At 65.3% G+C, this 16,687-nt stretch carries 15 protein-coding genes; 10 read left to right on the top strand and 5 right to left on the bottom strand.

All coding sequences use genetic code 11. The annotated features are described in order from the left end of the window. Positions 1 to 149: 149 nt before the first annotated feature. Positions 150 to 620 (bottom strand): hypothetical protein, encoded by a 471-nt coding sequence (locus U5A58_RS13310; protein ID WP_321961765.1) that lies wholly within the window; start codon positions 618 to 620, stop codon positions 150 to 152. Between the two features lie 41 nt (positions 621 to 661). Between U5A58_RS13310 and U5A58_RS13315 the strand changes: the two genes are divergently transcribed. Then, positions 662 to 2,020 carry a replication initiation protein gene (locus tag U5A58_RS13315; protein ID WP_158760779.1) on the top strand — a complete coding sequence of 453 codons (1,359 nt, stop codon included), beginning with the start codon at positions 662 to 664 and terminating at the stop codon, positions 2,018 to 2,020. A gap of 133 nt (positions 2,021 to 2,153) precedes the next feature. Here the strand turns inward: U5A58_RS13315 and U5A58_RS13320 are convergent, their stop codons facing one another. Further along, positions 2,154 to 3,233, bottom strand: a complete 1,080-nt coding sequence (locus U5A58_RS13320; protein ID WP_321961766.1) for a ParB/RepB/Spo0J family partition protein — start codon at positions 3,231 to 3,233, stop codon at positions 2,154 to 2,156. A gap of 24 nt (positions 3,234 to 3,257) precedes the next feature. After that, positions 3,258 to 3,920, bottom strand: a complete 663-nt coding sequence (gene parA / locus U5A58_RS13325; RefSeq protein WP_233883963.1) for a ParA family partition ATPase — start codon at positions 3,918 to 3,920, stop codon at positions 3,258 to 3,260. 492 nt (positions 3,921 to 4,412) lie between these two features. Here parA and arsC point away from each other — a divergent pair, with 492 nt between their 5' ends. Together arsC and U5A58_RS13335 are read left to right on the top strand one after the other, a co-directional pair. Further along, complete coding sequence (gene arsC, locus U5A58_RS13330) at positions 4,413 to 4,766, top strand: arsenate reductase (glutaredoxin) (protein WP_321961767.1); 354 nt, start codon at positions 4,413 to 4,415, stop codon at positions 4,764 to 4,766. Between the two features lie 331 nt (positions 4,767 to 5,097). Then, positions 5,098 to 5,652, top strand: coding sequence for an NAD(P)H-dependent oxidoreductase (locus tag U5A58_RS13335; RefSeq protein ID WP_321911721.1), 555 nt, complete (start codon positions 5,098 to 5,100; stop codon positions 5,650 to 5,652). 49 nt (positions 5,653 to 5,701) lie between these two features. Here the strand turns inward: U5A58_RS13335 and U5A58_RS13340 are convergent, their stop codons facing one another. Together U5A58_RS13340 and U5A58_RS13345 are read right to left on the bottom strand one after the other, a co-directional pair. Continuing rightward, positions 5,702 to 6,421 (bottom strand): hypothetical protein, encoded by a 720-nt coding sequence (locus U5A58_RS13340; protein WP_321961768.1) that lies wholly within the window; start codon positions 6,419 to 6,421, stop codon positions 5,702 to 5,704. Between the two features lie 166 nt (positions 6,422 to 6,587). Continuing rightward, positions 6,588 to 8,867 carry a hybrid sensor histidine kinase/response regulator gene (locus tag U5A58_RS13345; RefSeq protein WP_321961769.1) on the bottom strand — a complete coding sequence of 760 codons (2,280 nt, stop codon included), beginning with the start codon at positions 8,865 to 8,867 and terminating at the stop codon, positions 6,588 to 6,590. A 632-nt stretch (positions 8,868 to 9,499) separates the two neighbouring features. Here U5A58_RS13345 and U5A58_RS13350 point away from each other — a divergent pair. From U5A58_RS13350 to U5A58_RS13380, 7 genes are all read left to right on the top strand, one after another. Then, the gene (locus U5A58_RS13350) at positions 9,500 to 9,868 is read left to right on the top strand and encodes a response regulator (RefSeq protein ID WP_321911715.1); all 369 of its coding nucleotides are present in this window, start codon (positions 9,500 to 9,502) and stop codon (positions 9,866 to 9,868) included. Continuing rightward, positions 9,861 to 10,484 (top strand): chemotaxis protein CheC, encoded by a 624-nt coding sequence (locus U5A58_RS13355; RefSeq protein ID WP_110383369.1) that lies wholly within the window; start codon positions 9,861 to 9,863, stop codon positions 10,482 to 10,484. The genes U5A58_RS13350 and U5A58_RS13355 overlap by 8 nt, the downstream gene beginning before the upstream one ends. Next, positions 10,481 to 11,425, top strand: coding sequence for a diguanylate cyclase (locus tag U5A58_RS13360; RefSeq protein ID WP_321911713.1), 945 nt, complete (start codon positions 10,481 to 10,483; stop codon positions 11,423 to 11,425). Before U5A58_RS13355 ends, U5A58_RS13360 begins: the two co-directional genes overlap by 4 nt. A 268-nt stretch (positions 11,426 to 11,693) precedes the next feature. Then, positions 11,694 to 12,545 (top strand): presqualene diphosphate synthase HpnD, encoded by an 852-nt coding sequence (gene hpnD, locus U5A58_RS13365; protein WP_321961770.1) that lies wholly within the window; start codon positions 11,694 to 11,696, stop codon positions 12,543 to 12,545. Further along, positions 12,545 to 13,813: a hydroxysqualene dehydroxylase HpnE gene (gene hpnE, locus U5A58_RS13370; RefSeq protein ID WP_321961771.1), complete on the top strand. Its 1,269-nt coding sequence runs from the start codon at positions 12,545 to 12,547 to the stop codon at positions 13,811 to 13,813. Before hpnD ends, hpnE begins: the two co-directional genes overlap by 1 nt. Beyond that, positions 13,810 to 15,885, top strand: coding sequence for a squalene--hopene cyclase (gene shc, locus U5A58_RS13375; protein WP_321961772.1), 2,076 nt, complete (start codon positions 13,810 to 13,812; stop codon positions 15,883 to 15,885). Before hpnE ends, shc begins: the two co-directional genes overlap by 4 nt. A 53-nt stretch (positions 15,886 to 15,938) precedes the next feature. Further along, the gene (locus U5A58_RS13380; RefSeq protein ID WP_321961937.1) at positions 15,939 to 16,604 is read left to right on the top strand and encodes a phosphorylase; all 666 of its coding nucleotides are present in this window, start codon (positions 15,939 to 15,941) and stop codon (positions 16,602 to 16,604) included. Positions 16,605 to 16,687: the final 83 nt, after the last annotated feature.

The following is a 16,687-nucleotide window of genomic DNA, read 5'->3' on the forward strand; positions in this document are numbered from 1 at the left end:
TTTTTTTCTGATGCCCTATGAGGTGAGTGTTTCCGGGAGGCGCCGTGACGGTGCAGCGCAACCGTGCCGGGATGCGAAAGGTGAGGACTTTCGGGGGCTGTTGCGGGCTGACTGCAGCAACGACGGCCTTCGGGAGCGGGTCGATGTGTTCAGTCAGCACGGCAAAAGGTGAGTGTTTCCGGGAGACATCGGAGCACGCGACGGCGAACCTCGACAATTTTGACCTTCGATTGCTGTGGCGCGTAGTTTTTGGCTTCGCAATCTGGGCTTTCTGCCGGCCTTGCACGTGCGACGCGCGTGTTTTGCTGCGGTGCGATCGCTTTGCAGCGGATTTTTTGGCCAGCTACCGCTCCGAAGCCCGGATTTCGCTGCCTGCGACGCACTTTTATCACTGGCTGCACGAAAATATTTAAGGTGAGCGAATACGGGAACAGATGGCGACCCTTGGGAGGCCATCGCAAATACAGGATCGGGCCGGACCACGCATGACGCAAAGCGCCCCGCTGGATGGGCGTCTGGCCAAAGGTGAGGCAATACGGGAAGGCGTCGCGGTGAGCGGCGCGCGCGATATGCGCATCACCGGCAATGGTGAGAGAGGCCCTATAGACGCCTATCACCACAGACGGTATCCTTTCGCGAAATTCTCTCCTCGACCCGACGCATGGCCACGAAGCGCGTGAAAAAGACCGATGTGGTAAGCCCCAGCTCGGCGGAATTGCGCAAGGCCGTCGAGGCGATCGCGATCCAGCCGAAGAGTGGCAAGATCACCCTGCTGACTCGCAAGCTGTTCAACGTCCTGCTGGCCGTCGCCCAGCAGGCCGACGAGTCCGGCGATACCTACCGTGCGCTGCTTTCCGACATCGTCGCCAATTCGGCGTTCGATTCGAACGACACAGCGCTCGTGAAGGAGCACCTGCGCCGTATGGTGTCGGTGCAGGTCGAATGGAGCCAGGGCACGTCGAGCCAGAAGCCCGGTCGCAAGTGGGGGATTTCCACGCTGATTGCGGATGCGGAAATTCTCGAGGACCCGCAAACCCGCCGTGTCTGGGTGGAGTTTTCGTTCGCGCCGAAGATCAAGAAGAAGCTGCTGGATCCGGTCCAGTACGCCCGCCTTAGCCTGCAGTTCCAGAGCCAGTTGCGCAGCAGCGCGGGGCTTGCGCTCTATGAGATCTGCGTGCGCTATTTGACCAACCCCAGCCATCTGACGATGCGCGAGACCTGGGAGTGGTGGCGCCCGATCCTTTCCGGTACCCCGGATACCGAAGCGGGCGACGAAGCGAAACGCGAGTACAAATACTTCAAGCGCGATTATCTGCGGCCTGCCATCGCCGAAGTCAACGCGGTGACGAACATCTTCGTCGAGTTGATCGAGCATCGCGAAGGGCGCCGTGTTGCCGAAATCCAGTTTCGCGTAACCGAGCGCAAGCAGCCGATGCTCGCGCTCGACGAGCATCCGAATGTGTTCGACAGCACGCTTGTCGATCGCATGGTGAAGATAGGGATTCCGCTCAAGGAAGCGCAGTCGCTTTACGCCGACAGCGAGGAAAACCGCATTCGCGCCGCGTTGCAATTGACCGAACAGCGTATGCGCAGCACGAGCCTGCCGCCGGTGCGCAGCGCTGCGGCGCTGTTCAAGGACGCGCTGAAGAAGGGCTATGCGCCGCCGGTCGAGACTGCGGCAGGCGCCACACCGGCCGTTGGCCGCGGCGCGTCGGCAGCTGTTGCCGCCGATGATCCGAAGGCGCGACTGCTCGATGAATATGCCGCCTATCGGCGCAAGGAAGCCCGCTCGCTCTACGAGGAGCAGGGCGACATGGAGCGCGAGCTTGCGCGTCAGTCGTTCGAGACGGATGAACTGCCGGGGCTGGGTTCGCATTTGCGCGATGACTGGCGTCGTCGCGGACTGGAATCGAAACTGGCCGATACGGCGTTTTTCGACTGGCTCGCGCGCAAGACCTGGGGCGAACCGACCGACGGCGACCTGCTCGCGTTCACGCTGAGCCAGACGCGCGCGGCCTGACCGTCATGCAAGGCCGGCCCGCGCAAGGCGGGGCGGTGGGGCCAGATTTGGCCGATTCGAGCGACGTGGAACGCCCCGTCTGATTGTCGACGGTCTGCCCGATGCGTGGCAGTCGTCGACAAATTTTCCAAACTTATTTCGTCTTCAGGATCTGCTCGATCTGCTGAAGAATCGCGTCGCGTCGATCTTTTGCGAGTCCCTTCAGGCGCAACTCGAGGCGGTCGTCCCCGTATGACTTCAGGTCACCGACAGCCACACCGTCCAGTTTGATCTCCAGCCGTTGCGCGTAGCGTTGCCGTCCAGCCGGCTTCGGGCTTTCCTGCGCGCTCGCCCGGCCTTTTACGATATCCGCCACCTGGCGCGTGCTGAGGTCGTCGGCAACGATGCGGTTGATGAGACGCAGCGTGGCGTCCGTGCCGCGCGCGCCGTGATAACGGCCAACCTGATAGGCCATGTTCGAGCCAAACCGGTCCGGGCGCGCCACCATTTCCTGCATGACCAGCTCCGGCAACTTGCCGATCGACAGCGCAACCGCAACCGTCGATTCATCGAGGCCGAGGTGATCGGCAAGCTCGCGCTGACTCTGAAAGTGCTTTTCATCGATGAATCGCTTCCACACCACCGCGTTATCGAACACGGTTTGCGAATCGCGCTGAACGTTCAGGTCGTAACCGAGCTTGTAGCTCTGAATGCCGATCGGCAGATCGATGACGATTGCCTTGACGACTTCCTTGTTTGCTTCTTTCAGCGCACGCACGCGACGGCCGCCATCGCTCACGTAGTAGCTGCCCGGCGCTGCGTAGTCAGGAATCACATGGATTGCCTGCTGCTGCCCTTGCTTCGCGAGATTGACGGCCAGTTCTGCGATCGAAGCCTTCAAATAGAAGTGACGCGGATTGAAGGGGCTCGGCTTGATGTCCTTGAGCGGCAACTCGATGATCTGCCCGGGACGGTAGCCGTGTGCGATACGCCAGGCGTGGTACTCGGCCGACTCGTTTTCGAGGCCCGGTGCTTCGTCGAGAACGGGCTCGACCGCAGATTCAAGGCCAGTCACAAGGGCAGGCTGACTCGAGCGCCCAGCCACCTCTCGCGTCTTTGGCTTGTCCTGGACGAGTCCGTCGATGGCGTTGAGGCGGTCGAGTGCCGTGCGCTTTTCGCTGCTCGTCGTATCAGGCCGAGCCTGAAAGCCTTTGGCGAATTGGGAGGGTTTCATTCAGGGTCCTTTATGCGCATAAAGTCAGGGGAGCATGGCCGCAATCTCGTCGGCGCATGCGCGCACTTCCACTGCAGCGAGGCGAGCGCCGCGGTCGTTCATTTGTAGAACTGTCTGGCCGAGTGCCATTGCCTGCTTGTACGCCTCACGTGTGGGAATCTGCGTTCTGAGCAGTGGGAAACCGAGCTCTTCAAGGGCGCGCTTCAACTCGCGAGTCAGCATGCGCTTTTCTTCGGTCTTGTTCAGCAGGAATACGGCGCGCAGATCTTCGTTCATGACCTGGGCCTGCTGGATGAGCTTCACGAGGCCAACGCTCGACCAATAATCGGCCGGAGAGGACGAAGTCGGAATGACGGCAACAGTAGCGGCCAGCAGCACCACGCCGGAGACCTTCTCAGTGATCGACGGCGGGCAGTCCACCACGATCACGTCGTAGTCGTTGATGAACTTCTTGATCTCCCGGTGAATCTGGCCACCGGCTTCGGAGAGATTGACGACCGGGAACGGGATACCCGTGTCGCCATCGGCTGACGCACTGGCCCAATGGACCAACGTGTTTTGACCATCGGCATCCACAACCAGCACCCGCTTCCCCTTCTCGTGGAAGGCCGCGCCGAGATGCATCGCGATCGTGCTCTTACCGACCCCGCCCTTTTGTTGCGTGACTGCGATTATCTCTGCTGCCAATTGGTATTCTCCTTTTTGCTATTAGCATGGGATTTTACCTGGAATGTTTTTCAGTTCAATGATTTTTGGTGTAATTCGCAACTGAATTAGCCATTCGGACAAGGTTTATGCGCATAAAGCTCGTGCGAAGGTCTGTGGCTGCCCCATAACGATCGTCTGGGTTATGAAGCCTCATCGATCACGTGATTGATGTATGGCGGACATGGGTGGAATAGCTCGTGCACTGAAAGACGACCGCACGCACGCCACTGCTCTTTATGCGCATAAAGTCAGTCCCTATCCCCTACCACAGCTCGCCCCCCACAAGCGCACGACCGGAAGACCTCACCACAAATCCCAAGCGCAGCCACATGGCTGCAACGCGTGTTAAAGGCGTCAGTCCTTCGTCGACCGAGACTCCATACGTCTACCCGCCCACCCTCGGTAAAATCACAGCGATTCCACGGCCTCACCGAGGCTCACCCACCACTCCCCTCTCGTCCATCAGACGCCATGATCACGATCTACCATAACCCCCGCTGCTCCAAATCCCGCGCGGCTTGCGAACTGGTGTCCACCTCGAAGGCGAATGAGCCTGTCGAGGTGATTGAATACCTGAAGCAGCCGCTCACCGTTGAACAACTGAAGGCGCTGCACGCGATGCTGGGCGGATCGCTGCGCGACATGATCCGCACCGGTGAAACCGAGTACTCAGAGCTTGGTCTAGATGCATCTGGTGTGACAGTTGATCAGTTATACGAAGCAATTGCACGGCATCCAATTCTGCTTCAACGGCCCATCGTCGTACGCGACGGACGCGCCGTGATCGGCCGCCCAACCGAAAACGTCGCGGCGCTGCTCGGTTGAAATCGCCGGGTCGCTCACGCACGACAAGCGAACGTCAAAGCGAGCGCAAGAGCCAGCGTGCAAGGACGAGATGCAATCAACGCCATGCACGCGCCGGAATTGCACATTTGCTAACCTGCAGACGAATCCCACGCGAGGCCCGTATCCACCGGCTCTCCGCGCAAGTTGTCCACAAGCTTATCGACAAAAACTGTGGATAAATTCGCGCCACCCCTGGTTATCCACAGCGGTGCATGGTGCCTGGCCAGGCGCGCGCGCATCGCGAGAACTCGCGCGCGTCTATGATGATGTTTCCTTTCACTGCGCTTCGCGCACCTTCGAGGAAACCGAAATGGCCTACAAGATCGCAGTTGTGGTCGGCAGTCTGCGCAAGGAATCATTCAACCGGCAACTCGCACACGCGGTGACGTCGCTGGCTCCTGCGGATTTCACTTTCGAGTATCTCGACATCGGCGTGCTGCCGCTCTACAGCCAGGAATACGACGCAGACTATCCCGAGGTGGCGCGCCGTTTCAAGCAGCAGATCGAAGCCGCCGACGGGCTGCTCTTCGTCACGCCCGAATACAACCGCTCGATTCCGGGCGGGCTGAAAAACGCGCTTGACTGGGGTTCGCGGCCGTGGGGCACGAATTCGTGGCGCGGCAAGCCGGGCGCGGTGCTCGGCACGTCGCTGGGAGCGACCGGCACGGCGCTCGCGCAACAACATCTGCGCAATGTCCTCGCCTATCTCGACGTCGCCGTGCTCGGTCAGCCCGAGATGTTCATCAAGCACGACGCGAGCCGCATCAACGAGAAAGGCGAGATCGTCAGCGAGGACACGCGCAAGTTCCTGCAGGGCTTCGTCGACACGTACGTGGCCTGGGTCAAGCGCCAGCTTGGCCGCTGACGCCTGATCACACCAAACGTACCTCACACGCCGTATTGCGCGGGCGGCCTCAATGTAACGTGCGACGCTGCCCCGGCATGTCCTTGTCGTGCTCGGGCGTGTCTTCCTCGTACTCGAGGAATTCGTCCGGAATCTGCGGCGCGGCGCCAGCGGCGGGTCGCGTCGCTTCGGGCGCGGCTGGAACATCCACATGATGCGCGCCCATCACCGCTCCGGCGCCGGGCGCACTCGCAGAAGTGAGCACGGTCGCCTCGGCCTCGCTCGTCGGCCGCATCGGTTCGGCGGTGGGGGCGAACGTAGGTTCCTCAGCGGTTTGTTTGCGCGCTGCTTCCGTTTGCGCCGCACGGCGGCGCAGGGCGTCGGCGAACTCGGAGAGCCCCAGTTCATCGAGCGCCGAGTGTTCGCGCGCGACGGGACTGTCCGTCGCCGGCCACGCCCACGGTGAGCCGCGTAGCGCAACGTCCGTCGCGTGCTCCTCGCGCAGCGTTTCGTAGGCGAGATTGGCGTGCGCCTCGTCGCTCACATGCACGCCGATGCGCACCGGCTCGCCCGGCGGCGGCGTCATGCCGGTCTGGGCCTCGGTGGTTCGGCGCACGTCGCCCGTCGTCGAGAAAAAACCTCCCACGAGCCGCTCGATGCCAGCCAGCACGCCCTCAGTGCGCGCCGGCAGGTCGATGTCGCCCGCCGCGAAGCCGCGTTGCAGCAGCGCGTCCTGCGCGTGACGTGCTTCGTCGTAGGTTGGGAAAACGCCGGTCACGGTTTGTTTCATGGCAGCCTCCTTCGCCAGATGGCGACGCCCGCTCACATCATGCGCCGATTGTGCAGGGATGGTGCATCGGTCGGCGCATGCTGGGCGTGACGTCTAACCGCCTGATTCTGCGGGTCGCGCTGCCTGCCGCAAGCCTCGTGCCGCGAGGCGGGTCACGCGTGTCCGGTCATGCCCGCGGGCTCTGGAGCGTCGTGTCGTGCTCGCGCTTCGCACGCGCCTGGCGGTCCTCGCGAATCGCCTCGAGCATTTTCTCCAGCAACGCGATGTCGAACGGCTTCGACAGTACACGCACATCGGCATTGCGCGTGCGCTCCAGCTCCTCCGCGTAACCCGTCACGAGGATCACGGGTAGCTCCGGCTCGAGCCCCTGCAGCGCCTCGGCCAGATCGATGCCGTTCATCGTCCCCGGCATGTGGATGTCGGAAAGCACGAGGTCGAAGCGCGGCGCGTGCTCACCCTCGGCAAGCGGCGCTTCGACGCGCTGCAGCGCGCTCGCGGCGTCGCTTGCGCAGGTCACGCGGTGGCCCATCATCTGCAGGAGCGCCTCGGTGCCGGCCGCGACTTCATCGTTGTCCTCCACGAGCAGCACGTTCAGCCCATGCTGGACCTGGGCGCTCTCCTCGCGCGGCTCGCCCGGACGCTGCGCGGGCGGCTCGGCGAGCGAGCGCGGCAGATACAGATGCACTGTCGTGCCCGCGCCGATTGCGCTGTCGATCGCGGCGAGGCCGCCGGTGCGCTCGCAGAACGCAAACACTTGCGGGAGTCCGAGGCCGGTGCCCGTGCCCTTCGATTTGGTCGTGTAGAGCGGTTCGAACGCGCGCGCGAGCACGTCCGGCGGCATGCCTGTGCCCGTGTCTTCGAGCGCAATGTGCACGAAGTCGCCGTCGAGCGGGAAACCTTCGTCGGGCCGGAAGCTGATGTTGCGCGCACGTACGGTGAAGCGGCCGCCGTTGGGCATCGCGTCGCGCGCATTCACGGCCAGATTGATCAGTGCAAGCTCGAATTCGGCCACATCGACGAGCACGGGCCACACATCGTCATCGACTTCGACGACGAGCGACACCTTCGCGCCCAGCGACGCGCGCAACAACTCGCGGGCCGCCGGCAGCCAGCGCCCCACATGGATCGTCTCGTTGCGCAGCGGCTGCTTGCGCGCCACGCCGAGCAGCTGGCGCGTGAGCGACTGGCCGCTCTTGAGCGCGCGTTCGACTGCGGAGAGTTCGCGCTCGAAGCCCGCCGCGCCGCGCCGCCGCGCGATCTGCACGTTGGCCGACACGATCATCAGCAGGTTGTTGAAATCGTGCGCGACGCTGCCCACGAGGTTGCCGAGCGCTTCCATCTTGCGCGATTGCCGGTAGGCGGACTCGATCGAGCGGCGCATTGAGGCTTCGGCCTGCCAGCGCTCCCACGCCTCCTCTTCGGCGGCGAGTCGGCGCAGCGAAAGCCAGATCACGCACCACAGCGCGATCGACGGCGTAAACATCGAGATGATCAGCACGCTCAGGTGCCGGTACCAGGCCGCCCAGATCGCCGGCGTGCGATACGCGCAGGTCACGTAGACCGGGTACGCGCCCACGCGCCGGAACGCGAGGATCACGTTGCTGTCGAGCAGCGTGGAATGCATGCGCACGACGCCGGACTCCGTGCCACGCATGAGCGCGGCGCCGAGCGGCGAGCGCGGCGTGATGACCGACGCGTCGGCGCGCGGCGGCGGATCGAAGGCGAGGATCGTGCCGTCGCTGCGCACGAGGCCGAGCGACATCGGCGAATCGGGGCCGAGCAGGTCGCGGTAGAACGAGCTGAAATAGCCGGGGCGCAAGGCGACCGAGACGAGACCCGCGAACTCGCCGGCGTCGTTCAGGCGCGCCACGCCCATGTTGAACACGGTCTCGCCGCTCACCTGGCCCTGCATCACGCGCGAGACGTGGTCGATCACGCGGCCGTCGCGGATGCCGGTGAAGTCTTCGCGCGCGGCAATCGACACCGGCGGTGGCGGCGAGTAGCGGCTGCTCGCGAGCAGATCGCCGTCGCCCCCGAAAATCGACACGGCGGCCACCTGCGGATATCCGCCGCCGATCGCGTCGAGTTTTTCGTGGATCTGCGCCTCGCTGGCGCGGATGCCGTCGTCGTTCAGGCCGCGCACAAGGTCGACCACGCGCGCGTCGAGCGCCTCGTTCATGTCGAACACCTTGAGCGCATGCTCTTCGGCCACGCGCACGGTGCGCAGCGTGGTGTCGGTGGCGTCGGCTTCGCGCGTGCGCAGGTCGTTGTACGCCATGGCGGCCACGTAGAGGCACGGCAGCACGATCGCCGCGACGAGCAGCGCGAGCAGCGTGCGCCGGCGCACCGTGAAGTCGTGACCCGGCGCGGCCGGAAACGGCGTGTCGTCGGCGGGGGGCGGCAGGGAGGGGCGTTCGTCTGGCCGCTCGGGCCGGTCAGCAATCATCGTACGGAAAAACAGGGAAAAGACGGCTGGGCATGCGACATGATAAACGACCGCGATGACGCCCCGACGGCCGGCAGATCCCCGGCGTGCTGCAAAAATCGGCTGGCAAGCGCGCTGTCCAGGGGGTTTCCTCTCGCTTCATGCCGAATTCGCGAAAATCGGCGAAGCGCAAACGTACCACAAAGGGATAATCGACGTCCTTCATTTAAGGGATGGATCATTTATTTCCATAAATTAGTCGAAATGAGTCGATTTTGTTCGTTGATTGATTAACGGCGAGTTGCATTTGATTCAATTTGATTCGAGAATCGCGGACACGAGATAAATAACGCATTCGCATGTGAGCCATGCCAGCCGACCAGGCGCATGGCCATGCTACGGGGTGGCTGCAGGCATGCAGACGAGGGCCTTCATGACCGGCGCACGGGTTGCCGGTATCCATTGGGCGACGGCGGGACGAAGGCGCGGCCATGCGCCTTGTGCCGACATGCCAGCGCGCGGATCCGTTCATGCGTTATGCATTATTCGGCCGGTTCGCAAAATTCTTTGAAGTTTTCCCTAAAGTAATTGCCCGTGCCGCCGTTAATCCGTCGAAACGCACTCCGTCCAACGCACACTCATTCAGCATATCCATGTCCTTGCCCATCGTGATCGCCGATGACTCGCTGTTAGCCCGCAAGGTGCTCACGAAGGCGCTGCCCGAGGACTGGGACGTTTCGATTTCGTACGCGGCGAACGGACACGAAGCGCTTGCGCATTACCGCGCCGGCCGTGCGGCTGTCATGTTCCTCGACCTCACGATGCCCGACATGACGGGCTTCCAGGTCCTCGAAGCGTTGCAGCACGAAGACCTCAACACGTTCGTGATCGTCGTTTCAGCGGACGTCCAGCCTCGTGCCCGTGAGCGCGTGCAGGCGCTCGGCGCGGCGGCGTTCGTCGCAAAGCCGGTAACCCAGGAGGCGCTGCTGCCCATCCTGAAGGAGTACGGGTTGTATGCCTGATCGAGTGTTCACGGAACTCCAGCGCGACGCGCTCCAGGAGATCGCCAATCTCGGCATGGGGCAGGCAGCGACGCGACTGTCGGGGCTGCTCAACGCCTTCATCGAACTTTCGGTGCCGCGCGTGCGCGTGGTCGCTGTATCCGAGGCCGCGGCGGCGCTGCGCGAGATGACCGGCATCGACGGTCCGGTCGCGGCTGTGCGCCAGGGCTTTCGCTCGGAGATCAAGGGCGAGGCGCTGGTGATCTGCCGCAGCGGCGAGATCGCCGAGCTGGGGAGCCTTGTCGGCGGCCCCTACGCCACGATCGGCGACGACGCGCTCACCGAAGAAGAGCTGATGTTCGACGTCGCCAACGCGCTTACGGGCGCGTGTGTCTCGTCGATGCTCGACCAGCTCGGGCGCATGCCGGTGTTTTCGCAGCCGGGCCTCCTCGGCGAGGCGATCATGCTTGACGAAGTGTTCCAGCCGGGCCTGCTCGCCTGGGACGTCGCGCTGCTCGTCGAAGTCAATTTCGCGCTGGAAGACCAGCGCTTTCGCGCCCACCTCGTCATGCTGATGGCCGAGGAGTCGATCCATGTCGTGAGCCGGGCCATCGACGCGTTGTTGCATAGCCTATGAACGAGCCATCCGGATTGCCATCGCTATCGGACCTCGTTGTCGAACGGGTGGGTTTCGGCATTTTCGTGGTCGATCGCGACATGAACGTGCTGAGCTGGAACCGCTTCATGCAGGACCACAGCGGTGTGACGGCCGAGGACGTGATCGGCCGCTCCATCTTCGAACGCTTCCCCGATCTGCCGCGCGCGTGGCTCACGCGCAAGGTCGAGAGCGTGTTCCAGCTGGGCAGCTTCGCGTTCAGCTCGTGGGAGCAGCGCCCGTATCTGTTCCAGTTCGACCACGACCGGCCGATCACGGGCGGTGTGGACTACATGCAGCAGGACTGCACCTTCATGCCGCTCATGCGCGGGCGTGACGTGATCGCCGTGTGCGTGACCCTCTCGGATGTCACGCACGTGAGCGTCATGCAGCGCGAGCGCGAGGAGGCCGTGGCCAAGCTGCGCGAATACGCCGATCGCGACGGCCTGACCGGCATTGCGAACCGCCGCTATTTCGAAACACGCCTCGCCGACGAATTCCTGCGCTGGCAGCGCTATGGCGGCGAGCTTTCGATGCTGCTGTTCGACCTCGACCACTTCAAGCGCATCAACGACGAATTCGGCCACGTGGCCGGTGACACGGTGCTGCGCTCGATGGCGCAGCGCGTGTCGGGCGTCGTGCGCAAGCAGGATGTGTTCGGGCGCTTCGGCGGCGAGGAATTCGCGCTGCTGTTGCCGTGCACGCCGCTGGACGACGCGCTCTACGTGGCGGAGAAGATCCGCCGCACGATCGGCGACGAGCCCATCGAGGTGCAAGGCGTGATCGTGCCCGTGACGGCCAGCGTGGGCGCCGCCACCGCGCGCACGGGGGCGCCCGACTACGAGGGCATGATCAACGAGGCGGACGCCGCCCTCTACACCGCGAAACGCCAGGGGCGCAACCGCTCGGTCGCGCTTGCCTGAGACTTGCCCGGGCCGCAGGCGGCTGCGGCCTCGATCCGTCTCGTCGCTCCGCGCTTTGGGGCACGCACCCCCACGCTATGCGCCCCGACTCAACTGCGGCGCCCCTCAAAGGTTGATATACTTTTGCCCGTTTCCGGCCTTGCGCGCCCCTGGCGGGCAATTTTAGGGTCGGGTGCCTCGCGCGTGTCCGCGCGCGCGGGCGACCCGCGGCAATGCGGGCCCGAATAGAGTCGAACGCCCGTTGAGGGCGCCCCCAGCGGAGATCGTCTTGGCTGTTTCCAATCTCGTCGTGGACGATACACAACAAACCGACGCCGCCGCCGCTTCGTCGGGCAGCTCGTTTTATCTGGCGATGCGGATCCTGCCTCCTGCGCAGCGCGACGCCATGTATCAGGTCTACGCCTTTTGCCGCGCTGTCGACGACATCGCGGACAGCGACCTGCCGCGCGCCGAGCGTGCGGCGGGGCTCGATCAATGGCGCGCCGACATCGATGCGTGCTATGCCGGCACGCCGCGCGCCTCGCTCGCGGCGCTCACGCGTCACATCCATACGTTCGGGCTTCAGCGCGAAGACTTCCACGCGATGATCGACGGCATGGCCATGGACGCCGCCGAGGACATCTGCGCGCCCGACGAGGACACGCTCGACCTGTACTGCGACCGCGTGGCGAGCGCCGCGGGCCGCCTGTCGGTGAGAATTTTCGGGATGCAGGAGGAGCCGGGCCGCTTGCTGTCGCACCATCTGGGGCGCGCGCTGCAGCTCACCAACATCCTGCGCGACATCGACGAAGACGCGGACATCAACCGCTGCTACCTGCCGCGCGAGCTGCTCGCGCGCGAAGGCATTGCGGCGGGCAATCCGCACACGATTGCCGCCGACCCGTCGCTGCCGCGCGTGTGCGAGACGCTCGTGCAACGCGCCCGCGCGCACTTCGTGCAAGCCGACGCGATCATGGACGCCGCGCCCCGTGCGCAGGTGAAAGCGCCGCGCATCATGTCGGGCGTCTACCGCGTGCTGCTCGAGCGCACCGTGGAGCGCGGCTTCGACCTGCCGCGCACGAAAGTCAGCAAGCCGCGCGCACGGCTGATGTGGATCGTGGCGCGTTACGCGCTGTTCTGATGCCGCGGCTAGTCCACGTCATCGGCGCTGGGCTTGCGGGCCTCGCGACGGCCGTGCGGCTTCAGCGGCGCGGCGTGCAGGTGGCGCTCTACGAGGCCGCCGGCCAGGCAGGTGGACGCTGCCGCTCGTACTACGACCGCACGCTTTCGGCGACGCTCGACACGGGCAATCATCTGGTGCTGGCGGGTCATGCGCGCACACTCGAATACGTGCGCACGATCGGCGCCGGCGACGCGCTTTCCGGCCCCACCGAGCCCGGCTTCGCGTTCATGGATATCGCGGCGCGCTCGCGGTGGACGGTGCGCTTCTCGCGCTCGCGCATGCCGTTCTGGATTGGCGACGCGCGCTCGCGCGTGCCGGGTACGCGCGCCGCGGACTATCTGGGGCTGCTGCCGCTCCTGTTCGCCAAGCCAGGCCGCACGATGGCGCAGACCATGCGCTGCGAAGGTGTGCTGTGGGACCGGCTGCTGCACCCGTTTTTTCTCACGGCGCTCAATGTCGAGCCGCGCGTGGGCAGCGCGGAACTGGCGGGCGCCATGCTGCGCGAGTCGCTCGCAGCGGGCGGCGAGTCGTTCCGGCCGCTGGCGGCGCGCGGTGGACTTTCCAGCGCGTTCGTCGATCCGGCCTTGCGCATGCTTCAGCACGGTGGCGCGGCGATTCGCCTTGATTCGCCGCTCAGGGAGATCGTGTACGACGACGCGGCGGGCCGTGTCACCGCACTCGATTTTCCAGACGGGCGTATAACGCTCGCTCACGACGAAGCCGTGGTGCTGGCCGTGCCCGGCGCGGCCGCCGCCGCGCTCGTGCCGGCGCTGCAGGCGCCGCAGCGCCACAATGCGATCGTCACGGTGCACTACGCCGTGCCGGCGCCGCCGGGCCTCGTCACGCCGATGGCGCTCGTCAACGGCACGGCCCACTGGCTGTGCACGGCCGAAGGGCGGCTCTCGGCGACGATCCACGACGCGCACGGCGTGCTCGACCTCGATCCCGAGGTCATCGCGCGCCGCGTGTGGGCCGACGTGGCCGAGGCGGCTTCGCTGCCGCTCGAGCCGCTGCCCGCCTGGCGCGTGTGCGCCGATGCGCGCGCGACTTTCGCCGCGGTGCCCGACGAAGAGTGGCGCCGCCCCGCGACGCGCACGCGCTGGAACAATCTGATGCTTGCAGGCGACTGGACGGCTACCGGTCTGCCCGCGACGATCGAAGGAGCGATCCGCTCGGGCCGCAAGGCCGCCGAACTGCTCCTGACCGAAAATTTGGAACGTAGATGAACGATTTATCCCAAGCCATGCCGACCGAAGACCTCGCCAGCCCCCTCACGGGCGCTGACGTTGCCTACGCGCCGGCCGTGGCGACGCCCGCTCCCACGTTTGCCGGTGAGACGGCCGCTCCGGTCGCCGCACCGCTGGTCCCGCTCGCATCGCTCGACGCCGCCGTCGCGCGCGCGACCGACGCGATCCTCGCCGACCAGCGTGCCGATGGCCATTGGGTCTACGAACTCGAAGCGGACGCCACGATTCCGGCCGAATATGTGCTGCTCGTGCATTACCTCGGCGAAGAAGCGAACCTCGAGCTCGAACAGAAGATCGCGCGCTACCTGCGCCGCATCCAGTTGCCGGAAGGCGGCTGGCCGCTCTTCACCGACGGCGCCATGGACGTGAGCGCGAGCGTGAAGGCTTACTTCGCACTCAAGATGATCGGCGACGCGGAAGACGCCGAGCACATGGTGCGTGCACGCGAGGCGATTCTCGCGGCAGGCGGCGCGGAGCAGGTCAACGTGTTCACGCGCATCCTGCTCGCGCTCTTTGGCGTGGTGACATGGTACGCAGTCCCGATGATGCCCGTCGAGATCACGTTGCTGCCGCAGTGGTTCCCGTTCCATCTTTCGAAGGTGTCGTACTGGGCGCGCACGGTGATCGTGCCGCTGCTCGTGCTGGGCGCGAAGCGCCCGGTCGCGCGCAACCCGCGCGGCGTGCGCATCGACGAGTTGTTCCGCGGCGCGCCGGTGAGCGTAGGCCTGAACGCCCGCTCCCCGCATCAGAGCAAGGGCTGGTTCGGCTTCTTCCGCGCCGTGGACGGCGTGCTGCGCGTGACCGATCCGCTCTTTCCGAATTACCTGCGCCAACGCGCGATCGACGCCGCGGTGGCGTTCGTGGACGAGCGGCTGAACGGCGAGGACGGTCTGGGCGCGATCTTCCCGGCCATGGCCAACGCCGTGATGATGTACGACGTGCTGGGCTATCCCGCCGATCATCCGCATCGCGCCATCGCGCGCCAGTCGCTCGAAAAGCTGGTGACGGTTCACACCGAGGAAGCGTACGTCCAGCCCTGCCTTTCGCCGGTGTGGGACACGTCGCTCGCGGCGCACGCGTTGCTGGAGACTGGCGAGGCGCGCGCCGAGGAAGCCGCGCGCCGCGGCCTCGAATGGCTGCGCCCGCTGCAGATCCTCGACGTGCGCGGCGACTGGATCTCGCGCCGTGAGGCGGTGCGTCCGGGCGGCTGGGCGTTCCAGTATGCCAACCCGCACTACCCCGACGTCGACGACACGGCCGTGGTCGTGGCCGCCATGGATCGCGTGGACAAGCTCGACAACACGAAGGCCTATGACGCCCCCATCGCCCGCGCGCGCGAATGGGTGGTCGGCATGCAGAGCAGCAACGGCGGCTGGGGCGCGTTCGAGCCGGAAAACACGCAGTACTACCTGAACAACATCCCGTTCTCGGACCACGGCGCATTGCTTGATCCGCCGACCGCCGACGTCTCGGGCCGCTGCCTCTCGATGCTCGCGCAGCTCGGCGAACTGCCGGCGGCGAGCGAGCACGCGCGCCGCGCGTACAACTACCTGCTCGAAGAGCAGGAGTCCGACGGCAGTTGGTACGGTCGCTGGGGCATGAACTACGTCTACGGCACGTGGACGGCGCTGTGTGCGCTCAACGCGGCCGGCCTCGCGCACGACGACCCGCGCATGAAGCGCGCGGTGCAGTGGCTCGTGCAGATCCAGAACGACGATGGCGGCTGGGGCGAAGACGGCACGAGCTACAAGCTCGAATACCGCGGCTACGAGCGCGCCACGAGTACGGCTTCGCAAACGGCGTGGGCGCTGCTCGGCCTGATGGCCGCGGGTGCAGTCGATCATCCGGCGGTCGCGCGCGGTATCGACTATCTGCAGAATACGCAGCAGGTCCACGGCCTCTGGGACGAAACGCGCTTCACGGCCACGGGCTTTCCGCGCGTGTTCTATCTGCGCTACCACGGCTATCGCAAGTTCTTCCCGCTGTGGGCGCTCGCGCGCTACCGCAACCTCAAGCGCGCGGGCGTGACGCGCGTCACGGTCGGTCTGTGAGCGCGGTGGCTGGTGTCAAGGCGCGTGCCTTGCCCGTGATCGCAGTAACGGGCATGGCCTTCGAGGCGGGCATTGCCGCGGGCAAAGGCCGGGATGGCGTGCGCGCTGTCTACGCCGCGCGCGCGGATCTGCTGCAGAGCGCGCTCGCCGCGGCGCTCAAGGGCGGTGCGGCCGGCATCGTCAGCTTCGGCACGGCGGGCGGTCTTGCGCCCGATCTCGAGCCGGGCACCCTGGTGATTGCGCAAGCGATCGACGGCCCGTTCGGGCGCGTCGCGACCGATCCCGCCTGGAGCGCACGCATGGCCGACGCGTTGATGGCCTCGCCGCTCGCCGCGAAAACCCGGCGCGGCGTGGAGGCAGCCGTTGCCGCGCCGCTTACCGGCGCGGCGGATAAGGCGGCGCTGTTCGGCGCGTGCGGGGCGCTCGCCGTCGACATGGAGTCGCATCTGGCAGCGGCAGCGGCAGCCGCGCATGGCGTGCCGTTTGCCGTGTGCCGCGCGATTGTCGATCCGGCCTGGCGCAGCTTGCCGAAGGCGGCAATGGCAGGCTTGCGCGACGACGGCACGACCGCAGTGCTCCCTGTCCTGCGCGAGCTGGCGCGCGACCCGTCGCAACTAGGCGGCCTGCTGCGCGTGGCGGCGGATGCGAAAGCGGCACGCCAGTCGCTCAGCGCCGCGCGGCAGGTGCTGACGGCCAGCGGCGCTTTTTTCCCAGGATGACCTTGGCGGGTTATTGAAATACCTAGGGTAAACCCCTATCTCTGGTAACATCTCAGTGTTAACCCTAGATCCGTTTCTGCAAA

This window comes from Paraburkholderia sp. J7 (assembly GCF_905220155.1).
In the GTDB taxonomy this organism is placed as follows: Bacteria; Pseudomonadota; Gammaproteobacteria; order Burkholderiales; family Burkholderiaceae; genus Paraburkholderia.

Bases quoted from the DNA above. Each gene is read 5' to 3' on its own strand.
- U5A58_RS13340 (WP_321961768.1), bottom strand. From the start codon at position 6,421: ATGAAACAAACCGTGACCGGCGTTTTCCCAACCTACGACGAAGCACGT.
- shc (WP_321961772.1), top strand. From the start codon at position 13,810: ATGAACGATTTATCCCAAGCCATGCCGACCGAAGACCTCGCCAGCCCC.
- U5A58_RS13315 (WP_158760779.1), top strand. From the start codon at position 662: ATGGCCACGAAGCGCGTGAAAAAGACCGATGTGGTAAGCCCCAGCTCG.
- hpnE (WP_321961771.1), top strand. From the start codon at position 12,545: ATGCCGCGGCTAGTCCACGTCATCGGCGCTGGGCTTGCGGGCCTCGCG.
- U5A58_RS13320 (WP_321961766.1), bottom strand. From the start codon at position 3,233: ATGAAACCCTCCCAATTCGCCAAAGGCTTTCAGGCTCGGCCTGATACG.
- U5A58_RS13350 (WP_321911715.1), top strand. From the start codon at position 9,500: ATGTCCTTGCCCATCGTGATCGCCGATGACTCGCTGTTAGCCCGCAAG.
- U5A58_RS13335 (WP_321911721.1), top strand. From the start codon at position 5,098: ATGGCCTACAAGATCGCAGTTGTGGTCGGCAGTCTGCGCAAGGAATCA.
- arsC (WP_321961767.1), top strand. From the start codon at position 4,413: ATGATCACGATCTACCATAACCCCCGCTGCTCCAAATCCCGCGCGGCT.
- U5A58_RS13360 (WP_321911713.1), top strand. From the start codon at position 10,481: ATGAACGAGCCATCCGGATTGCCATCGCTATCGGACCTCGTTGTCGAA.
- U5A58_RS13355 (WP_110383369.1), top strand. From the start codon at position 9,861: ATGCCTGATCGAGTGTTCACGGAACTCCAGCGCGACGCGCTCCAGGAG.
- U5A58_RS13345 (WP_321961769.1), bottom strand. From the start codon at position 8,867: ATGATTGCTGACCGGCCCGAGCGGCCAGACGAACGCCCCTCCCTGCCG.
- U5A58_RS13380 (WP_321961937.1), top strand. From the start codon at position 15,939: ATGGCCTTCGAGGCGGGCATTGCCGCGGGCAAAGGCCGGGATGGCGTG.